Origin of the sequence: Mesorhizobium sp. M0904 (assembly GCF_040319475.1) — a bacterium.
Lineage (GTDB): Bacteria > Pseudomonadota > Alphaproteobacteria > Rhizobiales > Rhizobiaceae > Mesorhizobium.
The window spans coordinates 26494-40586 of the sequence record NZ_JAMYOC010000033.1; the positions used below are offsets into that span (position 1 = coordinate 26494).

The 14093-nt window shown below is 63.7% G+C and carries 13 protein-coding genes; 3 read left to right on the plus strand and 10 right to left on the minus strand.

Annotated features, from left to right (window positions below):
* Positions 1 to 157: 157 nt before the first annotated feature.
* Positions 158 to 610 carry a DsrE family protein gene (locus NKH80_RS27490; protein ID WP_254819138.1) on the minus strand — a complete coding sequence of 151 codons (453 nt, stop codon included), beginning with the start codon at positions 608 to 610 and terminating at the stop codon, positions 158 to 160.
* A 102-nt stretch (positions 611 to 712) separates the two neighbouring features.
* On the opposite strand from NKH80_RS27490, the gene NKH80_RS27495 reads away from it, so the two are divergent.
* Complete coding sequence (locus NKH80_RS27495) at positions 713 to 1813, plus strand: hypothetical protein (RefSeq protein WP_352994833.1); 1101 nt, start codon at positions 713 to 715, stop codon at positions 1811 to 1813.
* Between the two features lie 230 nt (positions 1814 to 2043).
* On the opposite strand, the gene NKH80_RS27500 is transcribed toward NKH80_RS27495, so the two are convergent.
* The 5 genes from NKH80_RS27500 to NKH80_RS27520 form a co-directional block, all read right to left on the minus strand.
* The gene (locus tag NKH80_RS27500; RefSeq protein WP_502901001.1) at positions 2044 to 2973 is read right to left on the minus strand and encodes a cation diffusion facilitator family transporter; all 930 of its coding nucleotides are present in this window, start codon (positions 2971 to 2973) and stop codon (positions 2044 to 2046) included.
* Positions 2974 to 3006: 33 nt separating this feature from the next.
* Entirely contained in the window at positions 3007 to 5196 is a 2190-nt protein-coding gene (locus NKH80_RS27505) for an anthranilate synthase (RefSeq protein ID WP_352994836.1), read from the minus strand.
* Positions 5197 to 5422: 226 nt separating this feature from the next.
* Complete coding sequence (locus tag NKH80_RS27510) at positions 5423 to 6490, minus strand: M14 family metallopeptidase (protein ID WP_352994839.1); 1068 nt, start codon at positions 6488 to 6490, stop codon at positions 5423 to 5425.
* Positions 6491 to 6620: 130 nt separating this feature from the next.
* Positions 6621 to 7997 carry an FAD-containing oxidoreductase gene (locus NKH80_RS27515; protein ID WP_352994842.1) on the minus strand — a complete coding sequence of 459 codons (1377 nt, stop codon included), beginning with the start codon at positions 7995 to 7997 and terminating at the stop codon, positions 6621 to 6623.
* Entirely contained in the window at positions 7994 to 8455 is a 462-nt protein-coding gene (locus tag NKH80_RS27520; RefSeq protein WP_352702948.1) for a DUF4126 domain-containing protein, read from the minus strand. The genes NKH80_RS27515 and NKH80_RS27520 overlap by 4 nt, the downstream gene beginning before the upstream one ends.
* A 147-nt stretch (positions 8456 to 8602) precedes the next feature.
* Between NKH80_RS27520 and NKH80_RS27525 the strand changes: the two genes are divergently transcribed.
* Positions 8603 to 9160, plus strand: coding sequence for a sugar O-acetyltransferase (locus tag NKH80_RS27525; protein WP_352994845.1), 558 nt, complete (start codon positions 8603 to 8605; stop codon positions 9158 to 9160).
* Positions 9161 to 9218: 58 nt separating this feature from the next.
* Here the strand turns inward: NKH80_RS27525 and NKH80_RS27530 are convergent, their stop codons facing one another.
* From NKH80_RS27530 to NKH80_RS27540, 3 genes are all read right to left on the minus strand, one after another.
* Positions 9219 to 9728, minus strand: coding sequence for an RES family NAD+ phosphorylase (locus NKH80_RS27530; RefSeq protein ID WP_352994848.1), 510 nt, complete (start codon positions 9726 to 9728; stop codon positions 9219 to 9221).
* Positions 9725 to 10204, minus strand: coding sequence for a type II RES/Xre toxin-antitoxin system antitoxin (gene parS / locus NKH80_RS27535; RefSeq protein ID WP_352994850.1), 480 nt, complete (start codon positions 10202 to 10204; stop codon positions 9725 to 9727). The genes NKH80_RS27530 and parS overlap by 4 nt, the downstream gene beginning before the upstream one ends.
* Positions 10205 to 10385: 181 nt before the next feature.
* Positions 10386 to 11381, minus strand: a complete 996-nt coding sequence (locus tag NKH80_RS27540; RefSeq protein ID WP_352994853.1) for a helix-turn-helix domain-containing protein — start codon at positions 11379 to 11381, stop codon at positions 10386 to 10388.
* Positions 11382 to 11509: 128 nt separating this feature from the next.
* On the opposite strand from NKH80_RS27540, the gene NKH80_RS27545 reads away from it, so the two are divergent.
* On the plus strand, positions 11510 to 12157 hold the full coding sequence (locus tag NKH80_RS27545) for a cysteine hydrolase family protein (RefSeq protein ID WP_352994856.1): 648 nt from the start codon (positions 11510 to 11512) through the stop codon (positions 12155 to 12157).
* Between the two features lie 72 nt (positions 12158 to 12229).
* Here NKH80_RS27545 and NKH80_RS27550 read toward each other — a convergent pair whose 3' ends face one another.
* The gene (locus tag NKH80_RS27550) at positions 12230 to 13909 is read right to left on the minus strand and encodes a formate--tetrahydrofolate ligase (RefSeq protein ID WP_352994858.1); all 1680 of its coding nucleotides are present in this window, start codon (positions 13907 to 13909) and stop codon (positions 12230 to 12232) included.
* Positions 13910 to 14093: the final 184 nt, after the last annotated feature.

Genomic DNA, 14093 nt, shown 5'->3' on the forward strand with positions numbered 1-14093 from the left:
GGACTCTGCCTGCTCTTCGTAGGCCCTCGCAGTCCTCGCATTCAAGTCCGTAAAAGTTTAGAGCGGTTCACTGTTTCACGGAGACGGCGAACCGCTCCCTCTTTGTCTTGACGCAATTCCGGACGGAAAACCGTTTCACACTTTTCCTGGAATTGCCCTATGGCCTGAGATAGGCGTAGCCCTGGCGTTGCAATTCGGCGAGCTTGACGACGCCGCCCCTGTCGGCTGCATGGAAGCCGTCGAGCAGGTCGGCCAGGCCGATGTCCATGCCGTGCATGGTGTTGGCGCAAGCGTGCGGGCTGAGCCCGTCCTGGACAAGCCCGGCGAACCGCCCGGAAATGGCGGCGGATATGCCCTTCGACTTGAAGGCGGCAAGTGCTGGGCCGTGCACGACAAGCGCGATGTCGACCTTGCCGTCGGTGCCTTCGAAGTGGTTCTTGATGTTGCCGAGCACGAAATTGACCTTGTCGAGGTCGCTGAGGTGATAGGCGACCTTTTGCCTTTCCTCTTCGACGGCCTTGACTTCAATGGCTGCCGCCTTGGTCGGGCGCAGCCCGAAAAGCCCGGCAACTCCGGCAAGACCGACGCGGAAAATATCGCGGCGTCGCATGGCTTCATCTCCCATTTGGCCGGCCGGCGCAAATTGCGTGGCCTCGGCCGCGATCCTAGCATAAATTGACGCCACGTCTTGTCGGGGCAATGGAGGGGTAGCATGACGTCGAGGACCATAATGGGGACCATTGTGGGCGCCGGAGTTGGGGTTGCCTTGCTTGCCGCCGTCGCCGGCTCTGCTTTCGCCGATGACACGCTCAAACTCACCGAGCTCAGCCCCGACGGCAAGGACGCCTGTTTCGGCCGCGTCTACGACGCCGCGCATCTCAAGTCGCATCCGCAGCAGAAGGTGACGCGCATCTTCTTCTATTACGGCCGCGATCCGGTCAGCCGGCCGAACGAGGAGCCAAGCACCGGCATCGATTCCTCCTACAATGGCTTCATGGCGACGACGGTGCGCGGCGCCGAGGCGCCTGAATGGCTCGGCGGCTGGTGCAGCCACGAGTCGGAGGACGGCAAGACCGGCCCGATCCGCTGCGGCATGGACTGCGATCGCACCATGGCTTCGCTGAAGGTCGACGACAAAGGCCGGCTGATTGTCTCGGACGTGCAGCCCGACCTCTATCTCGACGCCGGCTCGGAAGACGAGCTCGGCAAGGCGGAGTACGAAAGGCAGGCGCTGGGCAAGGACGATAACGGCTTCAGGCTCGACCCGATGCCGGCCGCGACCTGCAAGGCGGAGTTCGCGCGCATCGACGCGATCGACCCGGCGCTTGGCCCGCCATTGCGCGAGCGACTGAAGCCGGACCAGGCCTTCTGCTACGGACGCGACTACGATGCCGCGCATCTCGGCTCGCATCCCGATCAGCTGACCCAGTCGATCAGGGTTTTCCGCGGACCGGTAGAGCTGGCGTCTTTCGCCAAGGAGGGCGATCCGGTCAATTGGCCAAGCGGCGCCGACATCGCCGTTTCGGTTACCACGCGGCAGAAATCGGCCAAGGTCACGCAGGTCTACAACTGCCAGGGCGAGGGCGACCAGTGGCGCTGCGCGGCGAGCGCGAAGACGGGTGCTGCCTCCTGCGACATCGCGCAAAAGGAGGTCTTCCTTCGCCGCGGCGCCAACGGCACGATGATGCTGGCCAACCCGAACAGCGGCCTGCCGATCGTCGATCTGTGCTCGAAAGCGGCGGAAGGCGACACAATGTCCGACGACAAGGTCTATCGGCTGCAGCCGATGCCGCAGGCTGCCTGCGGGCTTTGAGCAGTTGAGAACCGCGATGCCGGCGGGACAGCGCCCCCCTCTGTCCTGCCGGACATCTCCTCCTCAAGGGGGGAGATCGGCAGCTTCGCCGACAGCGTTCTTCTTTGAAAATTGGCGAAAGCCGAAGCGACATCCAATCTCCACCCTTGAGGGGGAGATGTCCGGCAGGACAGAGGGGGGTGCTGTCCCGCCAACCTCAAGGTTTTGGATGGCGGCGTCCCGCTATCGCCTCACGCGAACGGCACGGCCGTCGTGCCCTTGGGCAGTTTCGCTTCGTCGTCGGGTTCGACATGGATGATGACCCGCACGGAAGGGATTTCGGCCTTCAGCGCGTCTTCGATGCGGTCGCAAATGACGTGGCTGGCGCCGACCGACATGTCGGCGTCGACGACCAAGTGGAACTCGATGAAGGTGGCGCGGCCGGCGATACGCGTCTTCAGGTCGTGGACCTCGAGCGCGCCCTTGCAATTGGCCGAGATGATGTCGCGGATACGGATATGTTCCTGGGTATCGACGGCGCGGTCCATCAGTCCGTTCATCGACGAGCCGATGACGTGCCAGCCCTGCCACAGGATGTTGAGCGCGACTATCACGGCAAGAGCCGGATCGAGAACCTGCCAGCCGGTCAGTACGGCGCCGACCAGGCCGATGAACACACCGACCGAGGTCGCCACGTCGGTCATGATGTGCCTGCCGTCGGCAACCAGCGCCGGTGATTTTTCGCTTCGGCCGGTGCGGATCAGCGTCAAGGCCCAGACGGCGTTGATGACCGTTGCGACGCCGTTAATGGCAAGGCCGGTCCACGGCTGTTCGAGCAGGGCGGGATGCTGCCAGGACCACCAGACCTCGTTGAGGATGAGCAGCGCGGCAAGGACGATCAGCACGCCTTCCAGGACGGCCGAGAAATACTCGGCCTTGTGGTGGCCGAACGGATGGTCCTGGTCGGCCGGCTTGTAGCTGACCTGGATCGCCCAATAGGCGGCCGCTGAGGCAATGACGTTGACGATCGATTCCAGCGCGTCCGAATAAAGCGCAACCGAACCGGTGACGTACCAGGCCACCAGCTTCAGGCCGAGCACGACGAAGGCGACGACGATCGACCAGAAGGCGAGGCTGGCGACCTTCTGCCTGGCGGCGGCTTTGTTATCCACCGCGGTCACTGGGGAAGAAATCCCAACACTGAGCCCTCGAATTTAAGCGGCCTTTTCCTTGGCCTTGCGCGGCAGGTGCGCGACAATGTTCTCGATGATGCGCATGCCGGCATTGTGGCCGAGCGTCATGATCGATTCCGGATGGAACTGCACCGCAGCGATAGGCTCCTTGCGGTGCTCGAAGGCCATGATGATGCCGTCTTCGGTCTCGGCGGTGACGACAAAACCATCGGGCAGCCGCACCGGATCGGCGAAGATCGAATGGTAGCGGCCGACGGTCACCTCCTTGGGCAGGCCGGAGAAGATGATGCCTGGCTTCGATACGCGGATGCGCGACGGCTTGCCGTGCATCGGGATGTGCAATTGGCGCAGCTCGCCGCCATAGGCCTCGGCCAGCGCCTGCAGCCCGAGGCAGACGCCGAAGATCGGCAGGTCGCGCGCACGGGCCCGCTTGATGGTGGCGGCGCAGTCGAAGTCCTTCGGTGTGCCGGGACCGGGCGACAGCACGACCAGGTTTGGCTTCAGCCGGTCGAAGATCTCGTCCGGCACCGGCGTGCGCACCGTCGAGACATTGGCGCCGGTCTGGCGGAAATAGTTGGCCAGCGTATGGACGAAACTGTCCTCGTGGTCGACCAGCAGGATATTGACGCCGTCGCCGACACGCGCGGTGCTGCGTTCGGTGCTGGCGGCATTGCCTGATTTGGCGTCGCGGATGGCGGAGAGCATGGCGGATGCCTTCAGTTCGGTTTCGGCTTCTTCTTCCTCGGGAATGCTGTCGAAGAGCAGCGTGGCGCCGGCGCGCACTTCGGCGATGCCATCCTTGATGCGGATGGTGCGAAGCGTCAGGCCGGTGTTCATGTCGCCGTTGAAATTGACCATGCCGATCGCTCCGCCATACCAGGCGCGCGGGCTCTTCTCGTTCTGCTCGATGAAGCGCATTGCCCATAATTTCGGCGCGCCGGTAACGGTGACGGCCCAGGCATGCGACAGAAAGGCGTCGAAGGCGTCCATGCCTTCGCGCAGCCGCCCCTCGATGTGGTCGACGGTGTGGATCAGGCGGGAGTACATCTCGATCTGGCGGCGGCCGATGACGCGCACCGAGCCCGGCTCGCAGACCCTCGACTTGTCGTTGCGGTCGACGTCCGAGCACATGGTGAGTTCGGATTCGTCCTTCTTCGAATTGAGCAGCTTCAGGATCTGCTCGCTGTCGGAGATGGCGTCGTCGCCGCGCTTGATGGTCCCGGAGATCGGGCAGGTCTCGACGCGGCGGCCGTTGACGCGCACGAACATTTCCGGCGAGGCGCCGATCAGATATTCGCCCTCGCCGAGATTGATGAAGAAGGAATAGGGCGAAGGGTTGATGCTCTTCAGCTTGCGGGAAATCTCGGAGGGCTGGGTTTCGCAGCGTTCGTAGAACATCTGCCCCGGCACCACTTCGAACAGGTCGCCACGCTCAAAGCTCTTCATCGCCTTGCGCACCAGCTTGGCATATTCGCCGGGCTCGTGGTCGCCGCGCGGCGGGATGCGGTCGGCGGTCCTGAACGGCTCGACGATTTCGTCCCGCGGCAGGCCTTCGGTCGAGAAGCCATCGCCGGAATAGTCGTAGCGGTCGGTCCAGGCCTTGGTCGAATAGTGGTCGACGACGAGGATCTCGTCGGGCAGGAACAGCACGAGATCGCGCTGGCTTGGCCTGCGCTCGAGCTTGTAGTCGACCGGATCGAACTGGAAGGCGAGGTCGTAGCCGAAGGCGCCATAGAGGCCGAGATTGGCATCTTCCTCGGTCTTGAACAAGGCGGTGATGGCACGCAGAACGGTGAAGACGGAGGGAACGCGGCTGCGTTCCTCCTCGGTGAAGACACGGCCGGGCTTGGCGACTTCGAGGCGGACGAGTTTGTTCGACGTCTCGGCGATCGTGACATCGTCAAGGCCGGCAAGCACCGTGCCGATTACCGGCAAAAGCACCTCGCCGCGGCGGTTCAGCGCCTCGATGCGCATGGCGCGGCCGCGTGCCGAGATCACCACCGGCGGATCGATGATGGCGGTGTCCCAGCGCGTATAGCGGCCGGGATATTCGTAATTCGAGGAAAACACAGCGCCGCGGCGCGAATTCAGCCCGTCGACATAGCCATCGATCGCTCCCTCATACGGCCGGTCGTGGCGCTGGCGGGTAATCGCCACGCCGCCGGCGGTGACGAAGCGCTCGGCTCCATTCTCCAGAATTTTCGTCGTCATTGCCGTCTCCATCAGCGTCTTTGGGGCAACGGACCCGGGAATGGCTTGAAAAAACAAATGGCCGCCCGGACATTCCGCTGCGGCCACCCTCTATTGTCACGCGAACGCGTTCGAACAGGCCGCTGTCAGCGAGCCCACCACCAAATGGTCTTGATCGAACGCATATTCATGGCGATTCCCATAGCGGCGATTGGACGGCCGCGCAACTGGATTCAAATGAAAGCCCTCAGTCCTCCAGCGTCCCCGACCTTGCCTCGGCGCTCTTCTTATCCCCCACCAGCTTCAAGAGGTCTTCTCCGGCGCGGATGATGCGGCGGGAACGCCGCGTGAGGATGAGGCCCGCCTGCGGCGCCAACACTTCCGTGCGGCCGTCGGGCTCGCCGGGCGCGTGGACGATGGTGGCAAGGCGCACACCCTTGGTGACGCGGTCGCCCGGCTTCACGTCGTAGAGGATCGCGCCCGAGCGGGGCGCCGGCATCATCTCGATGTTTTCGAGCGGCGCGACAATACCGGTAAAAAAACTGGGCCCAACGAAGCTGCCAAGCGCGGGCAGCGCCTGATCCTGGATGACGCCGCGCGCCACCAGCAGCCGGTAAAGCCCTTCGGCATCGGCGCCGGCCAGGGCGCCGTCGACATCGAGTATGCCGCGATATTCGACCGTGGTGGCGACACGCCGGTCCAGGCGCGCCACGTCGGCTGGAACGTTCTGATACGGCATGATCGAGGCGCCTTCGAAGGTGCCGTCGGGATCTTCGTGCCACAGCATCACCGCATCGACGCCCATGGCCGCTGCACAATCCGCCATGGCCGGCCACAGGCTGGTGTGGACGTAAAGATAGGCGAGGCCCTCATCGTCGCAATGCAGGTCGAGCACAATGTCGTGGCCGATGGAGAGCTGCAGCAGCCGCGTTTTCAGCCGCTGGTCGACCGTGCCGTGCATCGGCAGCAGGGCGACGTCGGGCGCGGCGAGCCGCGGAAAGCCGCGATTGAAATTGGTGCGCGTGCCCAGATGGAAGCGGCCCTGATGGTCGCCGTAAAGATATTGCGCGCGGCCGATCGGATTGGCCCAGGGCACGATGGTCATATTGCCGGTGATGCGGCCTTCGGCTTCCGCCTTGCTGAGCATCGGCATCAGCGTGTCGATGGCGACGACGCCCGGCAATTCGCCTGCATGAAGCGCCGCCTGCAGATAGGCGGAAGGCGCCGTCTTGTCCGACCCGGCGAAGCGGAAGACGGGGAATTCGTAGGAAACGCCTTCGCTGTCGCCGGCGATGCGTTCGATGGATTTCTGCATGCTGTCCTCCGTCAAGAGTTCGGAAGACATGCCCGTCGCCGGCGTGCTTGTCGATTGGTCCAGCCAGCGGCGCTATGGGCGCAATGAGCCTCCCTGCGGGATGCGCGTGGGGTCGCGCGATACGCCCGGTTCACACCAGCGGCTTCAATTCCTGGGCGATGGTCGGCAGAAGCTCCGAGACGTTCGGGTGGATGTGCACGGCGCGCGCCAGCGTGCTGACCGGCGCCTTGGCATACATCAGGTCGAGCACGCAGTGCACCGCCTCGTCGCCGCCCGGGCCGAGCACCGAACAGCCGAGGATCTCCCTGGTGTCGGCATCGACCAGGATCTTCATGAAGCCTTGCGTCTCACCTTTTTCGACTGCACGGCTGACGCGGGTCATTGGCCGCTGGCCGACCAGGGCGCGGCGGCCGGATTTCCTTACCGCTGTCTCGGTCATGCCGCAGCGGCCGAGTGGTGGGTCGATATAGAGCGCGTAGGCCTCGATGCGGTCGCTGACCTTGCGCGGATCGTTGTCGAGCAGGTTGGCGGCGACGATCTCGTAATCGTTGTACGAGGTGTGAGTGAAGGCGCCCTTGCCGTTGCAGTCGCCCATCGCCCAGATGCCGGGCACGCTGGTGCGCAACTGGTCGTCGACGACAATGAAGCCGCGTTTGTCGACCTCGACGCCGGCTTTGTCGAGGCCGAGATCGTCGGTGTTTGGCGTGCGGCCGAGCGCCAGCAGCACATGCGAGCCGACCGCAGCCGCCTTGCCTGGCGCGAAGGTCACGGCGATTTCGTTGCCTCGCCTGGCGAAGCGGATGTCGTCGGCGCCGAGATGGACGGCAATGGCTTCGTTTTCGAGGATCGACAAAATGGCGTCCGAGACGTCCTCGTCCTCGCGGCCGATCAGACGCGGGCCTTTTTCGATGACCGTGACTTCGGAGCCGAAGCGGCGGAACATCTGCGCGAATTCGAGCGAGACATAGCTGCCGCCGACAACGATGAGATGGCGCGGCAGCTCGTCGAGATCCATCATCGACGAGTTGGTCAGGTAAGAAATGCCGTCGATGCCGGGCAGCTCGGGCACCGAGGCGCGCCCGCCGGTGTTGAGGAATATCTTTTCGGCGCTCAGCAGATCGTCGCCGACGCGCACCGTGTTGGCGCTTACGAAGCGCGCATGGCCGCGATAGAGCGTGCATTTGTCCATGCCGGCAATCCAGCCTTCGAGATTGCCGCGGGCGTCGTTGGAGACCTTGTCCTTGCGCGCTTTGATTGCCTTGTAGTTTACGCCGACGGGACCGGAGAGCGTCACCCCGTAATCCGCGGCGGAGCGGGCGAGATGCGCGGCATAGGCGCTTGCCACCATCGTCTTGGTCGGCGTGCAGCCGGTGTTGACGCAAGTGCCGCCGACCAGCTTTCGCTCGATCAGCGCCACGCTCATGCCGGCCGCATTCAGCCGGCCGGCGAGCGGCGGGCCGGCCTGCCCGGCACCGACGATGATGGCATCGAATGTCTTTGCCGTCATGCCGCCGCCGCCACGATCAGAAGCCCGCCGGCGATCGCCACCGCGTCCTCGATGAAGGCGGCGGGCGGGTCCTTGCCGAAGCCGGTGGCCAGGCGCTTGCGCGCCTCGGCGCCGCCCAGCGTGCCGATCACCGCGCCGATGGCGCCGGCGATCAGGCCGCCGATGATGGCGCCGCCGGTGGCGCCGATCACCGCGCCGGTGAAAGCGCCCAGGACGATGCGCGTGCCGAATTGCTGCGGCACCTTGCGGCTCGGCGTCGATGGCAGCTGGTCGGTGACCAGTTCGGCGATGGCCAGGATGGTGAAGATGCCGACGGCGATCCAGTGGCCCATGAAGCTCGCCCAGGTGCCGGCGACCGGTAACCAGCCAAGCCAGGCGCCCCAGGCGACCGCGGCGGGCGCAGTCATGGCGCGAAGCCCGGCAACGACGCCAATCAGGAGTGCAAGAATGTACAGCATGATCGATCCCCTCGATGGCCGGCTTGGGACAGGTCCGAGAGAGCAAGCTACCATAGGTCGGGTATTTGACCAGAGGTGGTGTCGCCGCCGGCGCTTCCGTATTTTCACCACTTGTGCTTTGGCAAAGTTGAAACTGGAGTTGCGGCCATGACGGCGAGCGAACGCACGAAAATGGCGGCGGGCGAGTGGTATTGCTGCCTCGATCCGGAACTGGAGGCGCTGCGCATTACGTCGCGCGACGCGGTGTTCGAGCACAACAGCCTACCACCGCGGCAGCGTGGCGATATCGGGCCTGGATTGCGGACGCTGCTCGGCGCTGCGGGCGAGGGCGCCCGGATCGAAGCGCGGTTCCACTGTGCCTATGGCTTCAACATCTTTCTCGGCGACCGCGTCTTCCTCAATGCCGGCTGCACCATCCTCGACACGGCGCCCGTCCGCATTGGCAAGGGAACGCTGCTCGGCCCCAATGTGCAGATCTATTGCGCCGAGCACCACAGAGAGACTGCTGGGCGGCAGGCAGGGCTGGAAATCGCCAGGCCCGTCGAGATCGGCGACAATGCCTGGATCGGCGGCAGTGCCATCATCCTCGGCGGGGTCAGGATAGGCGACGGCGCCATCGTCGGCGCCGGTGCCGTGGTGGCGCGCGACGTGGCGGCGAACACCACGGTGGTTGGTAATCCGGCACGGATAATCAGCAACAGCTGAGCACCGTGCTTCTGTCGCCGGTCATGTCGTCGTTTTGATGGACATGGGGGCGGCTGTGTCACTTGGCCGGAGGTGGATGCAACCGTGTGTCGAGCGCAAACGCCTCCTGGGTCTTCATGGCGTATGCCCCTCTGGCGAGGCTCGCGTCGAAGATCAGGTTCCAGCTATGCTGCGATACGGCGCTCGGAATCACAACAAAACGGTGCCGTTGCAGAAGATCGTCGCCAAACGCCTGTTGTCCGGGCCTCGGGATGCCCGGGCGCAACCAATTGGGGTTGGGCACGGCGGCGGGGTCGACGATATGCACATCCGCGACATCGCTGACGATCGCTGCCGTCATGACATGCGCAATCGTGTCGAGCACCCTGAAGCCCTTATGGACCGCAACTTCGATGATCGCAGTCGACGGATCGATCGAGCAGTAGACGGCGCGCACGCCCTTGCTGTTCCAGCGTCCGCCCACCCTGTATGCGCCCTCGCCACTATCCCATGTAGGCGCAAACGCGGCTTGATCGAGGCGCCATCCGATGAGGTCGGAGCCACCGAGCGCCGCCGGCAGCGGCGTCATGCATAAACGCCATATTCAAGCCGTTCCAGATAGTCTTCTACAAGCTCGATCCCCGCCGGTGTCGCCAGAAGGTCGATTGGACGACGCTGGTCGAGCCCAATCGCCGGGCGCTCCAGCCATTGCTCTGCCTGCACCTGCGAACCGAACACGTCGGTCGCTTTCGACAGGATCTCCGCGAACTTCCAGGTTCGTCCGCTCTGGTCCTGACTGAGAGGCTTGGAAGGAGCATCCTTGCGGCGCTGGTAGGTGCGCAGGCTCATGCCGACGGCCTTCTCCAGCGAATCAGTCTTCTGGATGAAGACGAGTTGCCCGATAAGATGGTCCAGCGCTGAAGCCGGCAGGCCGTGCAGAAGCAACTCGTGGGCATCCAGAGCGCTGCTGAGGCGCCTTGCCAGAATGCGGCTGCCGCCTAGCAATTTCGCCACCTTCTGAAGTTCATTGTTTTTTGCTGCTGGCGCAGCCTTTTCCAATGCCATCGCTACGGCGAGCCCTCTTCGCGTCATCTGTCGCTTTAATATATGACAGATGACGCAGAGCCTTTCAAGCACGACAGGCTCGAGAGCAGGGCAATCGCTTCGAGAGAAAAGATAGCCTGCTCGGGCCAGATGGCAGTCCAACGTTGGCACTGAAGCGATTGCCCTGGAATCGAGCGCAAGCCTAATTTCGCCTCGGCATGTGCGCCACGCGCTCCGCCTGAGCACTCTTCGAGAATTCGCGCCGGTACTGCGCCGGCGAGGTTCTGAGCCGCGCCGCGAAATGCTGGCGCAGCGAGGTGGCGCTGCCGAAACCGGCCTCGAAGGCAACCGTGTCCATCGATTTTTCCGTTGCCTCCAGCAGCCGCTGCGCCAGCTGGACGCGCTGGTCGGTCAGCCAGTCACCGAAACTGGTGCCGATCGTTTTCTGGAAACGGCGCGTGAACGTCCGGCGGGTAAGGCCGGCGAGACCGGCAACGCTGTCCAGACTGTGCGGCTCACCCAGGGTTTTGCGCACCGCTTCGAGAGCCTGGGTGAAGCGGTCCGCATTGCCGGTCCTGGCGATGGGACGTTCGATGAATTGAGCCTGCCCGCCCTGCCTATGCGGAGAAAGCACGATCTGCCGGGCCAGGCGAAGTGCCGCCTCCGCGCCGTAACGAGCCCGTACGACGTGCAGGCAGCAGTCGAGCCCGGCGGCGACGCCGGCGGATGTCACGACATCGCCATTGTCGATGTAGAGCACTTCCGGTTCGACGAGAATGTCGGGATAGAGTTCCTGCAGCTGATCCGCGTAGGCCCAGTGCGTCGCCGCTCGCCGCCCCGAAAGCAGTCCGGTCGCCGCAACAGCGAACGTTCCCAAGCACAGTCCGACGATCAGCGCGCCGCGCTCGTGCGCGCCAAGCAACGCGTCGATCAATGCGGCTGGAGGCGAGCTCCCGAGATCCTTCCAGCTTGGCACGATGACGATGTCGGCGTCATCGAGCGCGGAAAGCCCGTGCGGGACGCTGATGGTCAGCCCAGCATCGGTACGGATCGGCCAGTCCTCAATCGCGCAGACCCGGAAGTCGAAGCGCGGCAGGCCGAGCTCCGTGCGATCCGCGCCAAACACGAGACACGGCACGGAGAGATGAAACGGGCTGATGCCATCGAAGGCGATGGCGGCAACGGCAGGATCGGTCATGGGAGCTCCAGCAACGGGTGAGGCCGATTGTCCCAATTCTTTCGAATAATGTCAATTGGGACACTTTTTGCGATCCGGCGCCGAGCTTATCGTCCACCCATCACTGTCCAACGGGAAAGGAAAACCCCATGTCGCAACCAGCCACAGGCAAAGCTCCACGCCGCGCCCTCATCGTCATAGATGTTCAAAACGACTATGACGGCGGGAACCTCGCCATCCAGCATCCGCCCTTCCGCGACAGCGTCGTCAATGTGGCGCGAGCGATGGACGCGGCCACCGAGGCAGGCGTCAAGGTGGTGGTCATCAAGCAGTTGGCACCGGAAACCTCACCGGTTTTCGCCAAGGGCAGCCACGGCGCCGAGTTGCACCCGGAAATCGCCAGGCGAAACCGCGACCACTATGTCGAAAAACACCTGCCAAGCGCCTTCACCGGCACCGACCTCGAGGAGTGGCTGCGCGCCAACTCTATCGATACGATCACTGTCATCGGCTACATGACACATAATTGCGACCTGTCGACGGTCATCCACGCCGTGCATATGGGCTTCGAGGTGGAGTTCCTATCGGACGCAACGGGGTCATTGCCCTACGCCAACAGCGCCGGCTACGCTTCGGGGGAGGAAATCCATCGCGTCCTGACGATCGTCCTGCAGTCGCGCTTCGCGGCCGTTCTCAAAACCGCCGAATGGATCGAGTGCCTGAAGACCGGCGCGGTACCCCAGCACGACACACCCTATGCCTCCAACCAGCGCGCGCTGGCGCGGAGCGCAGCGTAGGAGACTATTGCGAACAGGCAGAAGGGCGCTGCAGTGTTGCGGCGCCCTTTGCCGTACGAGCACTGATTATCCCTAAAACAGGCCTTCGATCTGGCCGATTTCGTTCAGGAAGATCTTTTCCGAGGATGGCGCTTTGGGCAGACCGGGCATGGTCATGACCTCGCCGCAGATGATGACGACGAAGCCGGCGCCGGCAGACAGCCTGACCTCGCGCACCGGTACGGTGTGGCCGGTCGGCGCGCCGCGCAGATTCGGATCGGTCGAGAAGGAATATTGCGTCTTGGCCATGCAGACCGGCAGGTGGCCGTAGCCGGCGTGCTCCCAGGCATGGAGCTGATCGCGCACCGACTTGTCGGCGATCGCTTCGGAACCGCGATAGATGCGCTGGACGATGGTGTTGATCTTCTCGAACAGCGGCATGGGGTCGGGATAAAGCGGGGCAAATTGCGACGCGCCGGATTCGGCCAATGCCACGACCCTTTTGGCCAGTTCCTCGATGCCGGCCGATCCCTGGGCCCAGTGCTTGCACAGGATCGCCTCTTCGCCCATCGAGGCGACGTAGTCCTTCATCGCCTGGATCTCGGCCTCTGTGTCGGAGTAGAAATGGTTGATGGCGACCACAGCCGGCACACCGAACTGGCGGATGTTCTCGATGTGGCGGCCGAGATTCGCACATCCCTTCTTGACCGCCTCGACGTTCTCCTTGCCGAGGTCCTCCTTCTTGACGCCGCCATTCATCTTCATGGCGCGAACCGTGGCGACGATGACCGCCGCTGCCGGCCTCAGGCCGGCCTTGCGGCATTTGATGTCGAAGAACTTTTCGGCACCGAGATCGGCACCAAAACCGGCTTCGGTGACGACGTAATCGGCTAGCTTCAGCGCCGTCGTGGTGGCAACCACGGAGTTGCAGCCATGCGCGATGTTGGCGAAGGGGCCGCCATGGACGAAAGCCGGGTTGTTCTCCAGCGTCTGCACGAGATTGGGCTGCATGGCGTCCTTCAGGAGTACGGCCATCGCGCCGTCGGCCTTGAGGTCGCGGGCATAGACGGCCGACTTGTCGCGACGATAGGCGACGATGATGTCGCCGAGGCGCTTTTCCAGGTCCTTCAAGTCGGTCGACAGGCACAGGATGGCCATAACTTCCGAGGCGACTGTGATGTCGAAACCGGCCTCGCGCGGGAAACCGTTGGCGACGCCGCCGAGCGAACAGATGATCTCGCGCAGCGACCGGTCGTTCATGTCCATGACGCGGCGCCAGACGACACGGCGGGTGTCGATGCCGAGCTCGTTGCCCCAATAGATGTGGTTGTCGATCAGCGCCGACAGCAAGTTATGGGCAGTGGTGATGGCATGGAAATCGCCGGTGAAGTGGAGGTTCATGTCCTCCATCGGCACGACCTGCGCGTAGCCGCCGCCGGCGGCACCGCCCTTGACGCCGAAATTCGGTCCGAGCGAAGCCTCGCGGATGCATACGATGGCCTTCTTGCCGAGGCGGTTGAGGCCATCGCCCAAGCCCACTGTCGTCGTCGTCTTGCCTTCGCCGGCCGGTGTCGGGTTGATGGCGGTGACCAGGATCAGCTTGCCGTCCTTGTTGCCCTTCACCGACTTGATGAACTCGGCCGAGATCTTGGCCTTGTCGTGGCCGTAGGGCAGAAGATGTTCACTCGGAATGCCGATCTTCTGGCCGATCTCCTGGATCTGCTTCTTCCTGGCGCCGCGCGCGATCTCGATGTCGGACTTCACTTCGGCCATGACGGCTTCCCTCTGGATTGGACGGATTTGACTAGTGTGGTCGCAAGAACAGCCCGGCATTGCAGGCGCGAGCATGTTCTACCCCTGTCGCTGCCCCGGCGTCAACTTTCATGCAACTATGTTTCCTGCGAAGAAAATACCTCTGCCGCCGGCCGCTCTGCTACAGGTTCTTTTTTGCGCCGGT

Excerpts from the sequence above, each read along its gene's own strand:
- NKH80_RS27510 (WP_352994839.1), bottom strand. The coding sequence starts at position 6,490 with ATGCAGAAATCCATCGAACGCATCGCCGGCGACAGCGAAGGCGTTTCC.
- NKH80_RS27525 (WP_352994845.1), top strand. The coding sequence starts at position 8,603 with ATGACGGCGAGCGAACGCACGAAAATGGCGGCGGGCGAGTGGTATTGC.
- NKH80_RS27505 (WP_352994836.1), bottom strand. The coding sequence starts at position 5,196 with ATGACGACGAAAATTCTGGAGAATGGAGCCGAGCGCTTCGTCACCGCC.
- NKH80_RS27540 (WP_352994853.1), bottom strand. The coding sequence starts at position 11,381 with ATGACCGATCCTGCCGTTGCCGCCATCGCCTTCGATGGCATCAGCCCG.
- NKH80_RS27490 (WP_254819138.1), bottom strand. The coding sequence starts at position 610 with ATGCGACGCCGCGATATTTTCCGCGTCGGTCTTGCCGGAGTTGCCGGG.
- NKH80_RS27545 (WP_352994856.1), top strand. The coding sequence starts at position 11,510 with ATGTCGCAACCAGCCACAGGCAAAGCTCCACGCCGCGCCCTCATCGTC.
- NKH80_RS27515 (WP_352994842.1), bottom strand. The coding sequence starts at position 7,997 with ATGACGGCAAAGACATTCGATGCCATCATCGTCGGTGCCGGGCAGGCC.
- NKH80_RS27495 (WP_352994833.1), top strand. The coding sequence starts at position 713 with ATGACGTCGAGGACCATAATGGGGACCATTGTGGGCGCCGGAGTTGGG.
- parS (WP_352994850.1), bottom strand. The coding sequence starts at position 10,204 with ATGGCATTGGAAAAGGCTGCGCCAGCAGCAAAAAACAATGAACTTCAG.
- NKH80_RS27520 (WP_352702948.1), bottom strand. The coding sequence starts at position 8,455 with ATGCTGTACATTCTTGCACTCCTGATTGGCGTCGTTGCCGGGCTTCGC.
- NKH80_RS27530 (WP_352994848.1), bottom strand. The coding sequence starts at position 9,728 with ATGACGCCGCTGCCGGCGGCGCTCGGTGGCTCCGACCTCATCGGATGG.
- NKH80_RS27550 (WP_352994858.1), bottom strand. The coding sequence starts at position 13,909 with ATGGCCGAAGTGAAGTCCGACATCGAGATCGCGCGCGGCGCCAGGAAG.